15 protein-coding genes are annotated in these 18,367 nt (G+C 72.6%); 5 read left to right on the top strand and 10 right to left on the bottom strand.

What is annotated here, in order from left to right; genetic code table 11:
* The first annotated feature begins 206 nt into the window (after positions 1-206).
* Positions 207-2,696 (top strand): kelch repeat-containing protein, encoded by a 2,490-nt coding sequence (locus WME89_RS08195; RefSeq protein WP_438008666.1) that lies wholly within the window; start codon positions 207-209, stop codon positions 2,694-2,696.
* Here WME89_RS08195 and WME89_RS08190 read toward each other — a convergent pair.
* From WME89_RS08190 to WME89_RS08180, 3 genes are all read right to left on the bottom strand, one after another.
* Positions 2,614-4,509 carry a hypothetical protein gene (locus WME89_RS08190; RefSeq protein ID WP_438008665.1) on the bottom strand — a complete coding sequence of 632 codons (1,896 nt, stop codon included), beginning with the start codon at positions 4,507-4,509 and terminating at the stop codon, positions 2,614-2,616. The two genes, WME89_RS08195 and WME89_RS08190, sit on opposite strands and share 83 nt — an antisense overlap.
* Positions 4,506-5,555: a PEGA domain-containing protein gene (locus WME89_RS08185; protein WP_438008664.1), complete on the bottom strand. Its 1,050-nt coding sequence runs from the start codon at positions 5,553-5,555 to the stop codon at positions 4,506-4,508. The genes WME89_RS08190 and WME89_RS08185 overlap by 4 nt, the downstream gene beginning before the upstream one ends.
* A gap of 64 nt (positions 5,556-5,619) precedes the next feature.
* Entirely contained in the window at positions 5,620-7,125 is a 1,506-nt protein-coding gene (locus WME89_RS08180) for a protein kinase domain-containing protein (protein WP_438008663.1), read from the bottom strand.
* A 214-nt stretch (positions 7,126-7,339) separates the two neighbouring features.
* Between WME89_RS08180 and WME89_RS08175 the strand changes: the two genes are divergently transcribed.
* Positions 7,340-7,942 (top strand): hypothetical protein, encoded by a 603-nt coding sequence (locus WME89_RS08175; protein WP_438008662.1) that lies wholly within the window; start codon positions 7,340-7,342, stop codon positions 7,940-7,942.
* 94 nt (positions 7,943-8,036) lie between these two features.
* Here WME89_RS08175 and WME89_RS08170 read toward each other — a convergent pair whose 3' ends face one another.
* From WME89_RS08170 to WME89_RS08160, 3 genes are all read right to left on the bottom strand, one after another.
* A complete protein-coding gene (locus WME89_RS08170) occupies positions 8,037-8,633 on the bottom strand; it encodes an AgmX/PglI C-terminal domain-containing protein (RefSeq protein WP_438008661.1) in 597 nt (198 codons plus the stop codon).
* 83 nt (positions 8,634-8,716) lie between these two features.
* On the bottom strand, positions 8,717-9,526 hold the full coding sequence (locus WME89_RS08165; protein ID WP_438008660.1) for an alpha/beta fold hydrolase: 810 nt from the start codon (positions 9,524-9,526) through the stop codon (positions 8,717-8,719).
* Between the two features lie 215 nt (positions 9,527-9,741).
* On the bottom strand, positions 9,742-10,428 hold the full coding sequence (locus WME89_RS08160) for a YqiA/YcfP family alpha/beta fold hydrolase (RefSeq protein ID WP_438008659.1): 687 nt from the start codon (positions 10,426-10,428) through the stop codon (positions 9,742-9,744).
* A 243-nt stretch (positions 10,429-10,671) separates the two neighbouring features.
* On the opposite strand from WME89_RS08160, the gene WME89_RS08155 reads away from it, so the two are divergent.
* The 3 genes from WME89_RS08155 (at position 10,672) to WME89_RS08145 (ending at position 13,566) form a co-directional block, all read left to right on the top strand.
* Positions 10,672-11,142, top strand: a complete 471-nt coding sequence (locus WME89_RS08155) for an N-acetyltransferase family protein (protein WP_437624548.1) — start codon at positions 10,672-10,674, stop codon at positions 11,140-11,142.
* A gap of 311 nt (positions 11,143-11,453) precedes the next feature.
* Complete coding sequence (locus WME89_RS08150) at positions 11,454-11,849, top strand: PAS domain-containing protein (RefSeq protein ID WP_437652762.1); 396 nt, start codon at positions 11,454-11,456, stop codon at positions 11,847-11,849.
* Positions 11,850-12,279: 430 nt separating this feature from the next.
* Positions 12,280-13,566: an MFS transporter gene (locus WME89_RS08145; RefSeq protein ID WP_438008658.1), complete on the top strand. Its 1,287-nt coding sequence runs from the start codon at positions 12,280-12,282 to the stop codon at positions 13,564-13,566.
* A gap of 191 nt (positions 13,567-13,757) precedes the next feature.
* On the opposite strand, the gene WME89_RS08140 is transcribed toward WME89_RS08145, so the two are convergent.
* From WME89_RS08140 to WME89_RS08125, 4 genes are read right to left on the bottom strand one after another with little or no spacing between them, the layout of a single operon-like run.
* On the bottom strand, positions 13,758-15,005 hold the full coding sequence (locus WME89_RS08140; RefSeq protein WP_437652764.1) for an ABC transporter permease: 1,248 nt from the start codon (positions 15,003-15,005) through the stop codon (positions 13,758-13,760).
* Positions 15,002-16,228 (bottom strand): ABC transporter permease, encoded by a 1,227-nt coding sequence (locus WME89_RS08135; protein ID WP_438008657.1) that lies wholly within the window; start codon positions 16,226-16,228, stop codon positions 15,002-15,004. The genes WME89_RS08140 and WME89_RS08135 overlap by 4 nt, the downstream gene beginning before the upstream one ends.
* Entirely contained in the window at positions 16,225-17,346 is a 1,122-nt protein-coding gene (locus tag WME89_RS08130; protein WP_438008656.1) for an efflux RND transporter periplasmic adaptor subunit, read from the bottom strand. Before WME89_RS08130 ends, WME89_RS08135 begins: the two co-directional genes overlap by 4 nt.
* Entirely contained in the window at positions 17,343-18,215 is an 873-nt protein-coding gene (locus WME89_RS08125; protein ID WP_438008655.1) for an ATP-binding cassette domain-containing protein, read from the bottom strand. The genes WME89_RS08130 and WME89_RS08125 overlap by 4 nt, the downstream gene beginning before the upstream one ends.
* Between the last annotated feature and the right edge of the window lie 152 nt (positions 18,216-18,367).

The raw sequence follows: 18,367 nt of genomic DNA, 5'->3' as shown, positions 1-18,367 counted from the left end.
CGACGCGGCGGCGGAGGGCGACCCGTTGGGCCCCCGCGCTGGGCCACGCCGGAGCCGCCTCCGACGGTGAAAACCGCCGACAACTAGTGGAATCACCAAGCTTTTTAGCGGACGCTCCTCCTCGCCCGGGAAGTCATGACGGGATTTCTGTCGCGCGGCGCTAGGCGGCAGCGGGTGAGCTCGCGTACCGTATTCTCCCATTCGCCATGGCAGCTCCGCACCGCCGCCCACACCTTCTGTTCGCCGCCTCTGCGCTCCTCGCGTCGCTGCAGTCGCTCACCGGGTGTGCCGCGCCTGATCCGACGCCGGACGAGGCGCTGCGCAGCGCTTTCCCGGACCATGCCGCAACCGTGCTGAGCGTCGGCCCGGGGTTCCTCCGCAGCGGCGGCGGGCTCGAGCGGGCCGCCGCGGGGCGGCGCGGGGGCGTGGTGGCGCGGCTGCCGAGCGACGGGAGCGGCGAGATCCTCTTCGCGCTCGACGGGGGCGAGGCGCTTCGGGTTCGCGAGGTGGGAGCCGAAGGCGAGGCGATGCTCGCCGATCGCGCGGTGGCCTACCGGCGCGCGGGCGGGTCCTCGTTCTGGACCGCGACGCCAGCGGGCGTCGAGGAGTGGCTGCTGCTCGACGCGGCGGCGGAGCAGCGCGACGCGCCCGCGGCGGCATGGGAGGTCCAGGGCGGCGCGCTGGCGGAGCGGGACGGGGCGATCGAGATCGCCGACGCGGCGGGGGCGGTGCGGCTCCGCGTGACGGCGCCGGCGGCATACGCGGCCGGCGGCCGCGAGGTCGGCGCGCGGCTCGCGGCGCGCGGGGCGCGGATCGAGCTGTTCGTCGACGCGGAGGGCGAGCAGGTGCTCGTCGACCCGGAGTGGCAGTCGCCAGCCCCGCCGGCCATGCGGACCCGCCGCAGCCGCCACGCGGCCGCGCTGCTCGGAAGGCACGTGCTCGTCACGGGAGGAACCGACATCTACGGCGTAAGGCTCGAGAGCACGGAGCTCTACGATCCCGCGGAGAACGCGTGGTCCGCCCCTCCCGTGACAGGCAACATGCAGCGGGCGCGCACCGACCACGCCGCGATCGCGCTCGACAGGGACCGCGTCCTCGTGGTCGGCGGGGACGGCGACGGGGCGAGCGCCACGTACGAGGTGTACGACACGCGCACGATGAGCTGGGTGGTCCAGGGCACGCTTCCCCTGATCCACCCCCTCGATGAGGCTCTGCCGGCCGATCTCTACCGCCACACCCTGACCAGGCTCGGGGAGGAATCAGGCGATGTGCTGATCGTCGGCGGTGGGGCCGATCGCAACGACGTCGCGGTCTACGACACAGTCTTCCGCTACGACCCGAGCACCGGCGAGCTCGAGGAGGCGGCGTCCCTCGAGGAGCCGCGCACGCTGCACACCGCCACGCTGCTCCAGACAGGGGAGGTCCTCGTCGTGGGCGGCTATCGCGGCGACGGGCTGCGGACCACCGAGCTTTACAATCCCGTGAGCGACACGTGGACCCGGGGGCCGTCCATGATGGCGGAATCCGAGCGATACCTGCACACGGCGACGCTGCTCCCGGATGGGCGCGTCCTCGTGGTCGGGTACTCCGATGTGACGGAAATCTACGTTCCTTCGACGAACAGCTTCTCGCTCGGCAGATCGATGGAGAGGCACGGATCCCGTCACGCGCACACGGCGACGCGGCTTCCGAACGGCTGCGTGTTCATCGCGGGCGGGCGGCCCGATAGCGAATCGTTCACCGCGGATGCAGAGCTCTACAACCCGGACAACGATCGATGGATCACGGTACCGGCGCTCAGCGCGCCCCGCGCGTTTCACGAGGCGACGTACATCGCCGAGGACGGGTCGGTGCTGATCACGGGCGGAGAGTATCAGAACGTGGAGTATCAGACCGTGGAGCGGTTCACCCTGGGCCAGCCCGGCGAGGCGTGCGCGGATCGGTGCGAGTGCCAGAGCGGGTTCTGCGTCGACGGCGTCTGCTGCGACGCCGCCTGCGATCTCGGCACCTGCGACGCGTGCTCCGTGGCGGCCGGCGCGAGCGCCGACGGCACCTGCTCGCCCCTCACCGGCACCGCCTGCAATGATGACAATCCCTGCACGAGCGGCGACGCCTGCAACGCGGGCACCTGCGTGGGCACCGACGACGACACGGCCGCCTGCGGCGGCGACGAGCCGTGCACGCGCTACGCCTGCGTCGGGGGGAGCTGTGTCGCGACGGACGACGACGACGCGCCCTGCGATGACGAGAACTCCTGCACCACGGATGACATCTGCCGGGCAGGGACGTGCGCCGGCGAGGCGATCACCTGCGCCGCGACGGACGAGTGCCACGAGGATGGCACCTGCGATCCGGAGACCGGCAAGTGCGTGCCGCCGAGCAAGGCGGACAACGCGCCGTGCGAGGATGGCGGGGTGTGCATCGCCGGCGGTTGCGTCCACCGATCGCAGGTCTCGTCGTCGTCGCAGGGCGGGACGGGCGCAGGGGAGGCCATGGGCCCCGCGGAGGACGCGGGCGGCGGGGGCTCAGGCCCGGAGACCGACGACGAGGGAGGCTGTGGCTGCAGGGCCGCCGGCGCGGCGGCGCCAGGCGGCAGCGCCGCCGCCGCGCTGCTCATGGCGGCGGCGGCTTGGCGAGCCTCACGACGGCGCCGTCGGCGTTGCCCGTCGACCCCACGAGGGGCGACCCCTCGTTGATCCAGTAGAGCGCGTCCGCGTCGACAACGATCGCCCCCGGGTTGAGCTGCCCCGTGGCGAGCGTGCACGCGCCGTCGCGGCACGCGCTGCCGGGCGGAGCGTCGCGGGGCAGCATGTTCACCGTGCCCTGGATACGGTTGGTCCAGTAAACCCGGCGCTCGTCGAGCGCGATCCCGTACGGGCCGGGCGTGGCGAGGTCCCGGAAAATGACGTCGCGCGCTCCGCCGTCCAGCGGGGCCCGCACGACCTCGCCATCGAGGTTCACCCAGAACACCTCCTTCGGGTTCTCGGCGTCGAGCGCGATCCCGTACGGCTTCCGTTCGCCCACGCTCACGGGGTGCACCGAGCCGTCCTTCGCGCACAGGACCGAGCCCGCCGCGGCCTCGTTCCCGGCGCTGTCCGGGCCGACATCGGTCCAGCAAACGACGTTGTTTGCCGCGGCGATGCGGTAGGCGCGGTCGGCGTCGGTGAGCTCTGCAGGCGTCACCTCGCGCTGCGCGTCCAGCATGTCCAGCTCCGCGAAGCCCACGCGACCGGGCGCACCATGCTCGGGGAGCTGCGTCCAGACCAGGACATCGCCTTTCGTCGCGAGCGCCTCCAGGCTGCCCGAAGGACCCAGCTTCGCCAGCTGCTGCGCGTCCAGCAGGCGTTCAGCCTTGCCGCCAGGGATCCATCGCATCAGCGCCGTCGCGGTCGCGCCGACGACCCCGCGGTTCGTCCAGAAGACCTCGCCGTTGTCTCCGAGCGCGAGGTGGCGTGGCACCGCCTGCGCCGACGCGAGCGTCTCCGGCGCGCCCCCCGCGCGCGCGACGCGCTTCACGGCGCCGTCGACGTTGGGCTCGTCCACATCGCGCAGCGAGCCCTGCTCGGTCCAGAACACGCCGCCATGGCTCACCGCGAGCGAGCCCGGGCCCCGCTGCCGCGCGGCCAGGACGACCGGCCAGCGCTCGTCCGCAGGGCAGAGCGGGTCGCCGATCTGCTTCGGGGGACACGCCGGCGTGACCGGAGAGACGACCACGCCGAGCCGGGCCGGCCGCCCGGGCGAGCAGAGCGCCTTCGGGAGCGCTATCCGCCCGTCGTCGCGCCTGCGCCAGCCGAATTCGCTCTCCGCGTCGAGCGGCACGAAGCACCCCGCAGCGCCGCAGCCGCCGTCTCCCTCGGTCGCGATCGCGACGTTCACGTCGTCGTCGCCCGCCGCGATGGAACAGTCCTCCTCATCGAGGTCGCCGACCTCGACCGGAGGCGCGCCCGCAAAGCAGATCGCCGCGTCGAAGCAGGCACGGCGCAGGGCGTCCCGCTCTACGTAATCGGGCAGGCTCGCCGAGCTCACGCGGCGCTCCCCGCACGCGTCGGCGGCGCACGCGGGGTCGTCGGGACATGCGCCCGGAGGGCCGGCGTCGCGCGCCTCGCCTTGTTCCTGCGCCTCCACGCTGCACAGGAAGTGCAGCGGCACCCAGAGCGTCGCCACGCGGTTCTCGGGGACGGTCGTGAGCACCGTGTGCGTCACGCGGGTCCAGTCGCCCAGCATCGCCCGCACGCGGATGCTGATCTCCCGGCCCGGGTCCTCGGAGACCGTGAGCCCCTGTGTCGCGGGGAGCTGGAACTCGCCGGGACCGAGCGGAAAGGGCGTGCTGGGAATGACGATGTTGCCGCCGGAGAGGACCTGGAGCTCGATGCGGTCGAGATCCTTGGGCACGGCCATGTCCGTCTGGATGGCCACCATGAGCTCCCCCGTGACAGGCGCCGAGCACCCTGCCGAGGCGATCGCGAGCGCCGCCATCGACCCGAAGGACGACCGGAGCGAGCGCCTCACCAGCGGCCTCCGAACCCGGTGGGGCGCGTCTCCCCGAGGGTGCCCTTGATCGGCGGCTCCGGCCCGGGCTGGAGCGGCAGGCCGACGAGCACGACCGCCGCCGCGACGAGCAGCGCGGAGCCGGCGACCCACGCCCACACCGGCACACCGGCCTTCTCGACCGGCTTCAGGCCGACGATGGCGCTGCTCAGCGCCTCGTCCTGGATCACGAGCTCCGACTCATACGGCACCATCCCCGGCGCCGTCACCCGCAGCACGTGGCGACCGCTCGGCACGGCGCCTTCCCACCGCCCCCGGCCGAGGAGCTTGCCGTCGAGCACGATGATGTCGTTCGGCGACGCAAGCACGGAGAGCCTGCCGGCGTGGACCTGCTTCAAGAGCCGCACCTCGACGAGCAGCTCCTGTCCCGCAGTCACGGTCTCCACGAGGACATGCTCCTTGAAGCCCGGCTTGAAGACACGGATACGTCTCGTGCCGGAATCGACGATCACCTTGCCCGAGAGCGGCGTCTCTCCGACCGGCTCGCCGTCGATCGTCACCTCCGCGCCGCGCTCGCTCACCGCGAAGTCCAGGTGGCCGACAAGGCCCCTGGCGTTCCGCTCGAGGTCGGCGATCTGCGCCCAGTCGTCCGGGAGCAGGACGCCGCGATCCTCCCGCCTCAGCTTCTCCACCAGCGCGAGCAGCCGGCTGTACCGGTGCATCCTGGACGTGCAGACAACCATGTTCCAGAGGAGGCGCGCGTCCTTCGAGCTCTCGTAAGCATGCTGGAACTTGATGAACGCGTTGGCGAAGTCCCCATTGCCAAAGAGGCTCTTTCCGAGCTCGTAATCGGCCCTGGCCGTGCCGGTGAGCGTCTCGGCGAGCGGCGCCGGAGGCGCCTGGGCGGGCGTCGAGGCCTGGGTCGGCGCAGGAGCCGGCGGCGTGGCCTGGGTCGGCGCAGAAGCGGGCGGCGTGGCCTGGGTCGGCGCGGCGGGCTGCGCAGCGGCGCCGGCGGCCGTGGTCAGCGCCGAGAGGGCGACCGAGGAGGCCAGCCTACGTGAACGCATCGATGCCTCGTCCGTGATCCGGTTAAAGAAAGGTACAGTCGGTCGGAGACCGGTGATCCCTATCTCATTTGAGCTGGATCTCGAAGGGATTCCGGGCCTCGGACGACGACGGCGCCCTCGCGGGCGAGGGATCCGCGCTCGGGGTCGCAGGCGCACGCCGGCGCTGCTGCTGCGCCGGCGCGAGGCGCGCCGCCTCGCCGGTCGGCGCGGGGCCCGGGGAGGCCGACGGCAGCGGCGCGGCCACCTGGACGACCGGCCGCGGCTCCTGCGCGATGGGCGGGTCCGCCTCGCCCCCTGCCATTCCCTGCCCCGTACGCCGCGGGTCCCCCTCGCCCTCCGACGCCGTCCGCTCCGCGCCCCGCGCGGCCGGGGCGCCCTGCGGGACCTCCGCGGCAGGCTCCAGCGCCGCTCGCTCCTCCGGCGCGCCGTCGCGCAGCGCTACCGCGCCCCAGATCGCGAGCGCCAGCGAGGCCATCGCGGCCGCTCCGATCGCCATGCGGAGGGTCGTCCTTCGGGACGTCGGCTGCGCGGGCGTCCGCGCGAGCACCCGCGTCGTGGGCAGGAGGCTCGCCGTCGGCGCCGACGTGGCGCTCGGGCTGCTGTCCGGCCCGGGCCGCGGCGCCGGCACCGAGGGGCTGCTGGGCCGGGACGGCGCCGCGGGCGGCGCCCTGAGGATGCGCTCGGCGCGCTCGGCGCGCTCCTGCCCGCCCGCCGGCGCGAAGGGCGCCAGCGCGAGCGCCAGGTCGGCGACGGTCTGCGGCCGCCGGGCTGGGTCCTTCTGGAGGCAGTGGAGGATCACGCCCTCCAGCTCGAGGGGCAGGTCGCTCCGGAGCGCGCTGGGCGGGACCGGCTCCGCGCTCGCGACCTGCAGCACGAGCTCGGCGAGCGCCGGCGCCTCGAAAGGCGGCCGCCCGACGAGCGCGCGGTAGAGGATCGCGCCGAGCGCCCAGATGTCGGAGCGGGCGTCGACGGAGCGCGACGAACGCATCTGCTCCGGCGGCATGTAGATGGGCGAGCCGAGCACCTCGCGCGTCTGCGTCAGCGACGCGCCGCCGCCCTCGCCGCCGCTCGGCATCTCCTTCGAGATCCCGAAGTCGAGCACCTTGATGAGCTTCGCCCCGCCGGGCGCCGTCGTGAGGAAGAGGTTCGCCGGCTTGAGATCGCGGTGCACGATGCCAGCGGCGTGCGCCTCGGCCATCGCCACGCACGCCTGCAGCACGTAATCGGCCGCCTCCGCGACGTCGAGCTGGCCGCGCGCGCGGATCACGTCGGACAGATCTTCGCCCTCCAGGAACTCCATCACGATGTACGGGACGCCCGACTCGAGCTCGCCGACGTCGAGCACCCGCACGACGTGCTCGCCCTTGAGGCGCGCCGCCGCGCGCGCCTCGCGGAGAAACCGCTGCACGAGCGCTGGGCTGTCGTCGCTGAGGAGGAGCTTGATCGCGACCCGCTGCGGGAGGAACAGGTGGCTGGCCGCGACCACCATCCCCATGCCGCCCCGGCCCACGACGCGATCGACCCGGTACTTGCCGGCGATCACCTCTCCTTCGACGACGGGTGCGTTCATGAGAGCTCCGCGCAGCGCGCTCCGGCATGCGGCAGTCGCGCCCCGGACGTGCTGTGTGGTCGATGGTAGCACACACGCGCGCCGGCCGGCTGCGGGAGTTCTCCCCGGTGGGGCGGATGCCGGGCCGCGCGGAGGGCGCGTCCGCCATCCCGCGCGCGCTGAAAAGCGCTCGCCGGCTACACAACCGCCGCAGGCGGGCGGTACGATGCGACCGATGATGCGCTCACCTCACCGACTCTCGATGGCGGCCGGCTCGCTGGCGCTGCTGGTTCAAGCCGCGTGCGGCGGCGCCGTGGTCGTGGACGGCGGCGGGGGTGGAGCCGGCGGCGCGGGCAGCGCGGGCGAACCGGGCTCGACGACGACGTCGGTCGACCCCTCGGTGTCGACGTCGGTCGGCCCCGCGCCCACGACCTCCGGCGGCGCCACGCCGGGCCCGAGCGCGATCGTCTATGGCGACTCGACCGTGACGATCCGGATCGCCACGCTGCCCCTGACCTGCAGCGATCCCGACATGAGCCCCACGTTCGATCCGTGCGGCGTCTGGTGGGATCTGGAGCTCCGCATGCCCGAGTCGATGCTCGTCGTGGGCGAGGTGGATACGGCGAGCAGCGACCTCTCGCTCTTCGAGATGTCCTCTCGCGCGGACTGCAGCACGACGGCGGCCGCCACCGGGGGCGGCAACACGGGCTTTGGCAGGCTCACCATCACGGCGGTCGAGCCGACCTCGGTCACCTTCGAGCTCGCCGAGCTGGGCGCGCTGCTCCCGGGCAGCGACCCGAACGGCCGGTACGTCGCGGCCCGCTGCGTCGAGCGCTAGAGCGCTCGTCGCGCCCCCGCGTCGTCCGCCGTGCCTGGCAGCCGCCCGCGGCTGCTCTCGTGCGGAGCCCCGGCGCGTCCCGACGCGGGCCGGCTCAGGGCTGGCCAGCGGGCGACGGCGCGGCGGGAGGTGGGCTTGCGGCCGCTGCGCCAGCGGGCGTCGGACCGGGCGGCGCCGGACCAGCCGGGGCGAACACGATGGGATAGACCACGGTCACGATCCCGCCGCCCTCCGGCTCCGGAAACTTCAGGCTGAAAACGCTCTTGAGCACGCAGCCAACGACCTCTCGATCCGGCAAGTCAGAGCCCGCGTCGCCCGCCTCGGAGACAGAGCCGTCGCGAGCGATCGCGAAGCGGATCATCACCTTGCCCGTGAGGTTCGGATCCTTCAGCAGCCCGCGCTCGTAGCAGGACCTGAGCTGTCCAAAGCCGGCCCGCACCACCTGCTGAACCTGCGCGGACGTCAGCCGGCCGCGCTTCGCCGCCCCGTCGGGCGTCGACGTATCGCCCGTCCGCTGCGCGCCCGGCGCCGCCGCTGCGGACGGCGCCGCCGCCGCGGGGGACACGGCGACGGGCGGCGCCGGCGGGGCGCTCGGCACGTCGACCGTGACCGGCGGAGGCGGCGCGGGCGGCGGGGACGAGGTGGCGCAGGCGCCCGGCAAGAGCGCGAGGAGCACGATCGAACGGCGCATCTCTGCCCCTTGTACCACGCGCGGCTTCGCCGGCAGAAGGCCCCCCCGGAGCCCTGCGCGCCGTCCAATGCGGGCCAGACGCGCTATGCGCCGGCCGCCGCCTGATCGCCTCGCTCGCCGCGCAAGAAGGCCAGCGCGGCGCGGGCGAACGGCTCCTTCCACTCGCCGAAGACAGGAGTGTGCCCGCAGTTCGGCAGGAGCCACAGGCACGAGCGCGGGATCGCGCGGTACATCTCCAGCGCGAGCTCGGCCGGATAGAGGGGATCGCGGTCGCCGTTCACGATCATCGTCCGCGCCGTGATGGTCGACAGGTAGGGGGGCGTGAAGCTCATGTCGTCGTGGCTGGCCGCGAAGAGCCGCGGCTGCCGCCACAGCGCCTGGATCTGGGCGTCGCCGAGCCTGTGGCGGCTCCTCATCTCCTCCCACTCCGCCGCCGTTCGGCCCTCGCCGGAGACGTGGCGCATGAGCACCCTGGCCTGCTCGGGGAAGTACGGAGCCGCGGAAACGAGGACCATCGACTCGACGCGATCCGGCTGCTGCGTGGCGAGGTGCAGGAGGCACTTGGCGCCGAAGCTGAGCCCCACGGCCCGGAAGGTCTTCACCCCGAGCTCGTCGAGGAGCGCAAAGACGTCGAGGGCGCACTGGCGGATGGTGAGGGAGCCGGCCGGGTTGGTCGACCGGCCGTGGCCGCGCAGGTCGGGCGCGATGACCGCGTGATCGCGCCCCAGCTCCGCAATATCGAACAGGTGGGCCCAGTCGCCGCTCGCCCCGGTGAAGCCGTGGAGCAACACGAGCGGCGTCCCCTCGCCGCGGAGCTCGTAATGCATCTCGATGCCGTTGACGGACGCGGTGTGCGCGGTGTGTCGATCAACCGGCGCTGTCTCGCTCTCCATTCGCTCCTCCGATCGCTCGGCCGCGGGCGATCCGCAGCCGGATGCACAGGAGCTTTAAGCGCAGATCTTTGAACTTGATAGCTGGGCCGTTCACGCATAGAATGCGAGTCGGTCGTTGAGCGGACGGCGAGACGGTCGCCTGGTGCGCTGAACAGGAGTTCAGCCCCCGCGTGGCGGCGAGCGTCAGGACGCGAGCCGCGCGCGAGCAGCGCTCGTCAGCTGCCGAGGAACGGGCGCAGGAAATCGTCCGCTTCGCGGAGGATGCGGGGGATCGAGGCCACGAGCTCGTGGCCGTCGTCCACCTCGACGAGCCGGACATGCCGCTTCGCCGCCGCGAACGCGCGCGACAGCTCGATATCCACCACCTCGTCGTGCCGGCCGTGAACGATGAGCGTGGGTACCCGCACGTCGGGCCAGCCCCCGGAGCGGTCATCCACCTCGGCCGCGTCGGCGGCAAAGCCGAAGTCCACCCGGGCTCGCCGCTTCTCCGCGTAGTCGTCGACCTCGAGCCACCCCCGCTCCTCCCAGGCCCGGAATCCCTCCTCGCCGAGGCGCCGCCGCCACCGCTCCATGATCCGGAACGCCGGCGCGAGCAGCACGAGCGCGCACACCCGCGCGTCCTCCGCGGCGACGCGGCACGCGGTGAGGCCCCCGAGGCTCGAGCCGATCACCAGGGCCCTGTCGCGCTCGCCGCCGATCGCCTGCTTCACGGCCTCGATCATCGCGCTCAGGCGCAGGCGCTCGAACGAGGGCACCCGGAGGTCGAGCCGCTCGACGGCGACCCCGCGGCCCCCGAAGTGCGCGGCGATCTGGACGCCCTTGGTCGAGCCCGGGCCCGAGGCGAAGCCGTGGAGGTAGAGCCAGCGCGGGCCGGCGGCGGAGGGCGCGGTCGTCATGGTCATGCGGGCGCGGAGAGCCTAGGGCGCGCGCGCGGCCAGCGGCAAGCCGGCAAGCCGCGCCGCCTCGAGCGCTCTCCGCGCCGGGCGGCGCGTGAGCGCCGCGGCAGATCGAGCGCGCGGATCCCCTCGCGGACACGGGGATCTCGAGCTCGGACCCGAGGCGCTCCAGGCGCGTCCCCGGCGTGATCTCCTCTCGGTGCTTCCGCTCCGGAAGCGCGGTGCTGTATGAAGCGCAGGAGAGACGCCATGATCCGCCCCGCCACCGCCGCCGATATCCCCACCATCGCCCGCCTCATCCGGATGCTCGCCGAGTACGAGCGGCTCGCGCACGAGGTCGTCTTCGACGAGCGGGAGCTCGAGGCGAACCTCTTCGGCCCGAGGCCCGCGGCCGAGGTGGTGCTGGCCGAAGCGGAGGGGACCGCGGTCGGCTTCGCGCTCTTCTTCCAGAGCTTCTCCACCTTCCTCGGCAAGCCCGGGCTCTACCTCGAAGATCTCTTCGTCCTGCCCGAGCACCGCGGCGGAGGCCACGGCAAGGCCCTCCTCGTGCACCTGGCGAGGCTCGCGGTGGAGCGCGGCTGCGGGCGGTTCGAGTGGTCCGTGCTCGACTGGAACGAGCCCGCGATCGGCTTCTACCGGAGGCTCGGCGCGAAGCCCATGGATGAGTGGACCGTCCACCGCCTCACCGGCGAGGCGCTCTCCCGGCTCGCGCAGGGCTGAAGAGCTCGCTCGCGCGGTCGCCGCGACGGCGCGCGGCGTCCATCGAAGGGCGCCACGGCACGGATCGAGAAGCGGACTCATCCTCTGGGCGGCGGCTCGTACGCTCGTGCGCGCCTCGCTGTCGCCGCTGTGTCGCGATGATGTCGTTCCGCCGGAGAACAGCGTGTCCGGGAAGACCGCTACACGCGCTGCTCGACCCGGGGATCCCGCCCCCCGACAGCACGTTCCGGTGAAGCCGGATAGGAACACCAACGGACGTTCTCTACGATGGTGGGCATCCGTCGAGGGCAGGCACGGCTGGAGGTCGTTGAATGGACACGCAGGAGCAGTGCAGGACCAGCGAGTTCGAGTTCGATATCGGTGTATTCAACCTGGACGAAAGCGGCCTGGACGCGCAGCCCTTCGGGATCATCCGGATGGATCGCGACGGCGTGGTGCTCTCCTACAACCTGTACGAGGAGCGCCAGGCGCGCCGGAAGCGGCAAGATGTAGTAGGAAAGAATTTTTTCACCGACATTGCACCCTGCAGCCGGGTGAAGAAGTTCTACGGGCGCTTCCTCGTCGGGGTCGAGCAGCGCGAGCTCAACGCGACCTTCGGCTTCGTGTTCCACTTCCCCCACAAGACACGGCACGTCGACGTCTCGCTCTTCTACAAGCCGGCCGCGCGGCAGCAAGACGACACCGTCTGGGTAATCATCCGCGGCTGAGAGGGGCGGTCGCCCGCTTCGGAGACGGGCCCATCTCGACGTTTTCGGTGCTCGGCGTACTGAAGTACGCCTGCGCGCCGAAAACGCCGATCTGGGCCCGTCTCCTGTGCGGGCGACCGCCCCTCTGCAACGGAGATCGAGGGGATCTGGCGGGCGGCGCTAGCTCCCTGGCTGCTCGTGGCGACGCAGCGGAGCACCAGCGCTGCTGCTGGAGCAACAGCGGCCGCCTGCGCGCCCGTCGCTGCGCAGCACGGGCACGCGACGGGGGGCGCCGGGGGGCCGCCGCGGGGGGTGGCACGGGGGTTGCGGAAGCAAGACGCGTGCTGACGCCGGTGGCGCGACTCCCGGACTCGGTCGCGACATGCGCCGTCGCTCATCGTGCGTGAGCGAGAGTCCATATTCCCCCTCCAGGGTCGCCGCAGGCGTCGAGATGTCCTCCAACAACCTCACCGGGCTCGGCGTGCTGCGCCACCGGAGCTTCACGTTCTACCTCGCCGCCAGGCTGCTCTCCGCGATCGCGGTGCAGATGCAGAGCGTCGCGATCGGCTGGCAGGTCTACGCCCTGACAGGCGACGTGTTCGACCTGGGGCTCATCGGGCTCGCCCAGTTCGCGCCCTTCTTCGCCCTGATCCTCTTCGCCGGCCAGGTGGCGGACCGGTTCGACAGGCGCCACATCATCGCCGTCGGCCTCGGCGCCGAGCTGCTCTGCGCCGCGCTGCTGCTCGCCTTCACGGTCTCAGGCCTCACCGTGGTGTGGCCCGTGTTCGCGGTGCTGGTGCTGTTCGGCAGCGCCCGCGCCTTCATGATGCCGGCGCAACAGGCGATCCTGATGAACCTCGTGCCGTCGGAGAGCTTCGGCAAGGCGGTCGCGATCAGCTCCTCGAGCTTCCATGTCGCCGTCATCGTCGGGCCGACGCTGGGCGGGCTCCTCTACCTCGCCGGGACGAAGATCGTCTATTCGATCGTCGGGGCGCTGCTCCTCGCGTCGCTCGTGCTCATGGGCCTCACGCGCACGACCCAGCAGGCCAGGCGCTCGGAGCCGTCGTCGTGGAACACGGTGCTGGAGGGGCTGCGCTTCGTGTGGTCGAGGCCCGCGGTGCTCGGCGCGATCTCGCTCGACCTGTTCGCCGTGCTGTTCGGCGGCGCCGTCGCGCTCCTGCCGGCGTACGCGCGCGACGTGCTCCACGCCGGCCCGACCGGCCTCGGCATGCTCCGCACGGCGCCGGCCGTGGGCGCCGCGCTCACCGCCGGCGTGCTCGCCTTCCGGCCGATCACGCGCCAGGTCGGCCGGTGGATGTTCGGCGGCGTCGCTGTGTTCGGGCTCGCCACCATCGGGCTCGGGCAGACCCGGAGCTTCGCCGTCGCGCTCGTCGCCCTGTTCCTCATCGGCGCCGGCGACATGGTGAGCGTCTATATCCGCCACATCCTCGTCCAGTTCGAGACGCCGGACTCGATCCGCGGGCGGGTGAGCGCGGTCAACGCGGTGTTCATCGGCGCGTCCAACGAGCTCGGAGAGTTCGAGTCCGGCCTCACCGCCGGCTGGTTCGGCCTGCTCCGCGCCATCTTCATCGGCGGCAGCGCCACCGTCATCGTCGCGGCGCTGTGGGCCCTCGGCTTCCCCGTGCTCAGCCGCATGGACCGCTTCCCGCACGCGAAGCGAGAGGACGAGGAGAGCGCGGAACGGCCCGGCGCGCCCGAGGCCGCCGCCGCGACGTGAGGGGCGCCAGGCGGCGAGGCGCCCCAACCCTGAGGAATCCCCTCGTTTTGCAGCCCTTTTCAGCGGAGAAATTGAACAGGGAGGCGGGGAGACAGGGAGTATTTTGAAGATCTCCCTCCCCGTCTCCCCGCCTCCCTGTGAATTTTCCGAAGAATTTGAGGCGATGCCTCAGGCCCCGCCCGGGAGCCGCGCTACTCCGTGCGGAGCGCCTCGATCGGGTCGAGCCGCGCGGCGCGCCACGCCGGGTAGAAGCCGAACAGCACGCCGATCGTGACCGAGAGGCCGAGGCCCAGGACGATCGACCAGACCTCCACCTGGAAGGCCCAGCGGCCGACCATCCGCTCGAGCACCGCGCCGGCAGCCCAGGAGAGGCCCACGCCCGAGAGCACGCCGAGCACGCCCCCGAGCAGCGAGACCGCCGCCGCCTCGCAGAGGAACTGCAGCAGGATCGCGCGCGGCGAGGCGCCGACAGCGCGGCGGACGCCGATCTCCCGCGTCCGCTCGGTCACGGTCACCAGCATGATGTTCATGATGTTGATGCCCCCCACGATCAGCGCGACCACGCCGGTGCTGAGCAGCAGCATCTTGATGATGTCGAGGACGAGCTGCTCCTGGCCGTGGCTGTCCTTGTCCTCGATCTTGAAGTTCTTCACCCCGTGGTGGCGCCGCTGGAGCGTCGCGTCGATGATCCCGCGCAGCGCGGCGAGCGGCGAGCGGACGGCGAGGATCGGCTCCTGCCGCACGTAGATGCGGTCGGTCTTGTGCGACGGCGAGAACAGCGCGTCGTAGGTCGTCTCCGGGACGAGGACCTTGCGGTTCCAGATGTTCGTGCTGTCCGTGGAGCCCAGGATGGGCCGGTCCTTCAGCACGCCGACGATCGTCCACAGGTGCCCGTCGGCCGTCATGTGGAGCGCCTCCCCCTCCGCGGCCCGCTCCGGGGGGCCGCCGAAGAGATCGGCCCAGACCTCGTGGCCGACGACGCCGACGCGCCGCCGCGACGCGAGGTCCTCCTCGGTGAGGAACCGGCCCGCCGCGAGCTCGAGGTCGTAGAGCGCGGGCGCCGCCGGCGCCGCGCTCACCAGCGTGATCCGCTTCTTCTTGTCGCCAGCGCGGGCCTCGGTGTCGCGCACCGACTCGCTCAGGGCCGAGGCGCCGCCGAGGGCGCGCGACGCGTCGAGCGCGCGGGCGTCGGCGCGCGAGAGGTCGCGGCGGGTGCGGCGCCGGTCCTTGACGCTCACCTCGGCGGGGTGGATCTGGATGAGATCGGCCTCCACGGCCTGCTGGCTCGCGCGGAGCAGCGCCTCCTCGCCGCCCGCGAGGAGCGAGGCCAGGAGCACGATCGAGCCGGTGCCGATGATGATGCCGAGCAGCGTGAGCGCGGCGCGGGTCCGGTCGGCCACGACGGCGCGCGTCGAGTGGAGGAGGTCGGCGAGCCTCATCGCCGCATCGCCGCCACGGGGTCGAGCCGGCCCGCGCGCCGGGCCGGCAGCCACCCGAAGACGACGCCCACGCCCGAGGAGACGACGAGCGCCGCGACGACGGCCGACACCGAGACGGCGCCGACCCAGCCCGGGGTGAAGCGGCGGATGACCGCCGAGGCGAGCTCGGCCACGGCCGCGCCGCCGAGGACGCCGAGCAGGCCGCCGAAGCCGGAGAGCAGCGCCGCCTCGCAGAGGAACTGCGCGCTGATGTCGCGCGGCGCCGCGCCGAGCGCCTTGCGGATGCCGATCTCGCGCACGCGCTCGGACACGCTGACGAGCATCATGTTCATCACGCCCACGCCGCCGATGAGCAGCGCGATGCCCGCGATGAGGCCGACGATCGCCTTCATCGTGGCGAACATGGCGTTGAACTTCTCCATGATGCTGCTGAAGTCGAGGAGGGTGAAGTCGTCGACGCCGTGGTGGCGCTCGACGAGGAGCGCGTTGAGGATGCGCTTCACCGGGTCGTTGTTGCGGGCGTCGTCGGTCTTGATGACGAGGAGCGCCGAGGTGCTCACGGTCGGCTCGACGTCCGCCGCCGTGTCGATGGGCGCGACGACGAGGTCGTCCCAGCTGAAGCCGAAGTTGACGCCGAGGCGATCGCTCTCGGCGAGCACGCCGATGACGCGGCAGCGCAGGGACCCGACCGTGACCCAGCGGCCGATCGGGTCGCCGCGCCAGAGCCGCGCGGCGAGCTTGGGGCCGGCGACGCAGACCCGGGCGCGGCGGCGGTCCTCGTCGTCGGAGAACGCGCGGCCGCGGCCGACGCGCATCCGGAAGGCGTCGAGGAAGCCTCTGTCGGCCGCGATGAGGTCGGAGCGGTCCTCCTTGCCCTCGTCGGTGGTCACGTCGCGCGAGCCGAGCATGGCGTACATGGAGTGCTCGACGACGTGCGGGATGCCGCGCGCGAGCCGGTCGCGGTCCTTGCGGGTGAAGCCGGTGACGTACATCGTCTGCTTGCGCTCGGCGCGCTCCGGCACCTTCGGCGCGACGAGGATGAGCCGCGCCCCGCCGAGCTCCTCGATGCCGCGGCTCAGCGTGAGCAGGCCGCCCTCGGCGAGCGAGGTCATGAGCACGATGGCAAAGGCGCCGAGGGTGATGCTGAGGACGGTGAGCAGCGACCGCAGCTTGTGCGCCGAGAGGGCCTTCGCGGCGATCGCGAGGTAGACGGCCCACCTCACATCTTGGTCTCGTTCTCGGCCGCCGAGGGCGGGTTGATGAGCACCCGGGACCCCTCCGGGACGCCGTTCATGATCTCGACCTCGCGGTCGTTGCGCGCGCCGAGCGCGACCTCGACCTTCTCGGTCGTCTGCTTGCCGTCCGGCCCGTCGATGACGCGCGTGACCGTCGGCTTGCCGCCCTCCTCGGAGACGGCCTCGATCGGCAGGGAGACGACGCCCGGCTTGCTGTCGAGCCGGATGCGCACGTCGGCGGTCATCCCGGGCTTGATGAGGTCGTCGCCCTGGGAGAGCTCGGCCTCGACGGGGAAGACGTCGACCTGGCGATCCGCGGGCTTCACGGAGGCGGGCGCGATCTTGGTGACCTTGGCCGTGTACGTCTTGCCGGGCAGGGCGTCGAGCGTGAGCGTCGCCGGCTGGCCGAGCACCACCTTGGCCACGTCGATCTGGTTGAGGTCGACCTTCACGATCAGCGTCGAGAGGTCGGCGACGGTGAGCAGCGCCTTGCCCTCGAAGGTCGACTCGACGCCCGGCGTCACGACCTCGCCGGGCTCGATGTTGCGCTGGATCACGGTGCCGTCGAGCGGCGAGAGGACCTTCGTGTACCGGAGCCGGTCCTTCGCGGCGTTGAGCGAGACCTCGGCGAGCCGGATCGCGATGGTCTTCGCGGCGAGGTCGTGCTTCGCGAGGTCGAGCTCCTCCGCGGGGATGACGCTGGCCTCGACGCCGGCGGACCGCCGCTCGACGACGCGCCTGGCGTAGCCCGCGGCGGCCCGGGCCTGGGCGAGCTCGGCCTCGGCGCGGGCGACCTCGCGCTCGTAGTCGGTCGGGTCGAGCACGAGCAGGAGCTGGTCCTTGGCGACCCGGGCGCCCTCGTCGGCGAGCACCTCGGCGACCTGGCCCGCGACCTTGGATTTCAGCTCGACCTGCTCGCGGGCCTCGATGCGCCCCGTCTCGAGGATCTCGACGGCGAGGTCGCCGCGCTTGGCGGTCACGACGAGCGCGGGGTCGATGGGCGGGGGGCCGCCGCGGGTCAGCCCGACGATGAGGGCGACGGCCCCGGCGAGCGCCAGCGCGCCGACGAGCCACGGCCAGAGGCGCCGCCGGCGGCGGGCGCTCACGAGGCACCTCCAGGCTGCGCCGGACCGGGCGGCGGGGCCGATTCGGGTTGGGATGGCTGTCCGGGTTGGGATGCCGGCCCGGACTGCGACGCCGGCCCGGGCTGCGACGCCGGCCCGGGCTGCGAGGCCGACCCGGGCTGCGACGCCGGTCCGGGCTGCGGCGCCCGGACGTCGACGCGCCGCCCGCGGGGGCCGGTGTCCTCGACGATGGCGCCGTCGCGGAAGGTGATCACGCGGGTGGCGTAGTCGGCGATGGAGCGGTCGTGCGTGACGACGATGACCGTCATCCCCTGCGCGTGGAGCGCGCAGAAGAGCTCCATGACCTGCTGCGTGGTGGCGGAGTCGAGCGCGCCGGTCGGCTCGTCCGCGAGGAGGAGCGGCGGCTCGTTGACGATGGCGCGGGCGATGGCGACGCGCTGCTGCTGGCCGCCGGACAGCTGGTTCGGCAGGTGGTGCGCCCGGTCGTCCAGCCCGACGCGCGCGAGGGCGCGCGCGGCCCGCTCCCGCCGCTCGGCCGGACGGACGCCGGCGTAGACCATGGGCAGCTCCACGTTCGCGAGGGCGCTGTCGCGCGGCAGGAGGTTGAACGACTGGAACACGAACCCGATCTTCCGGTTGCGGAGGCGCGCGAGCTCGACCTCGTCGAGCTCCTCGACCGGCTCGTCGTCGAGGAGGTACCGGCCGCCCGTCGGCCGGTCGAGCGTGCCGATGACGTTGAGGGTCGTCGATTTGCCCGACCCGGAGGCGCCCATGATCGCGACCATCTCGCCCCGGGAGAGCTCGAGGGAGACCCCGCGGAGCGCCTGCACTTCGACCTCGCCCATCCAGTAGGTCTTGGTGATCGCGTCGAGCTTCACGAGTGGAGCCATGGGGGTTCTGGGCGGGTGGCCGGGGCGCTTTCCAGGGCGGCGGCCGGGGTGCGTCCGATCTCGGTTCGCCTGACGCGCCTGGAACTTTCAGGGCGCGTCCCCCGTGTCGCCAGGGACATCACGAGGGATAGCGCGCCGCGGCAGCCTGCGGA

It is taken from the genome of Sorangium sp. So ce321 (assembly GCF_051530195.1).
GTDB lineage: Bacteria > Myxococcota_A > Polyangia > Polyangiales > Polyangiaceae > Sorangium.
The sequence above is the reverse complement of the archived record's forward strand: the minus strand, read 5'-3'. Positions and strand labels throughout refer to the sequence as shown.

What these genes read in the sequence shown, in the direction of transcription:
- WME89_RS08195 (WP_438008666.1), top strand. Translation starts at nt 207, where the DNA reads ATGGCAGCTCCGCACCGCCGCCCACACCTTCTGTTCGCCGCCTCTGCG.
- WME89_RS08185 (WP_438008664.1), bottom strand. Translation starts at nt 5,555, where the DNA reads ATGCGTTCACGTAGGCTGGCCTCCTCGGTCGCCCTCTCGGCGCTGACC.
- WME89_RS08180 (WP_438008663.1), bottom strand. Translation starts at nt 7,125, where the DNA reads ATGAACGCACCCGTCGTCGAAGGAGAGGTGATCGCCGGCAAGTACCGG.
- WME89_RS08175 (WP_438008662.1), top strand. Translation starts at nt 7,340, where the DNA reads ATGATGCGCTCACCTCACCGACTCTCGATGGCGGCCGGCTCGCTGGCG.
- WME89_RS08170 (WP_438008661.1), bottom strand. Translation starts at nt 8,633, where the DNA reads ATGCGCCGTTCGATCGTGCTCCTCGCGCTCTTGCCGGGCGCCTGCGCC.
- WME89_RS08165 (WP_438008660.1), bottom strand. Translation starts at nt 9,526, where the DNA reads ATGGAGAGCGAGACAGCGCCGGTTGATCGACACACCGCGCACACCGCG.
- WME89_RS08160 (WP_438008659.1), bottom strand. Translation starts at nt 10,428, where the DNA reads ATGACCATGACGACCGCGCCCTCCGCCGCCGGCCCGCGCTGGCTCTAC.
- WME89_RS08155 (WP_437624548.1), top strand. Translation starts at nt 10,672, where the DNA reads ATGATCCGCCCCGCCACCGCCGCCGATATCCCCACCATCGCCCGCCTC.
- WME89_RS08150 (WP_437652762.1), top strand. Translation starts at nt 11,454, where the DNA reads ATGGACACGCAGGAGCAGTGCAGGACCAGCGAGTTCGAGTTCGATATC.
- WME89_RS08145 (WP_438008658.1), top strand. Translation starts at nt 12,280, where the DNA reads ATGTCCTCCAACAACCTCACCGGGCTCGGCGTGCTGCGCCACCGGAGC.
- WME89_RS08140 (WP_437652764.1), bottom strand. Translation starts at nt 15,005, where the DNA reads ATGAGGCTCGCCGACCTCCTCCACTCGACGCGCGCCGTCGTGGCCGAC.
- WME89_RS08125 (WP_438008655.1), bottom strand. Translation starts at nt 18,215, where the DNA reads ATGGCTCCACTCGTGAAGCTCGACGCGATCACCAAGACCTACTGGATG.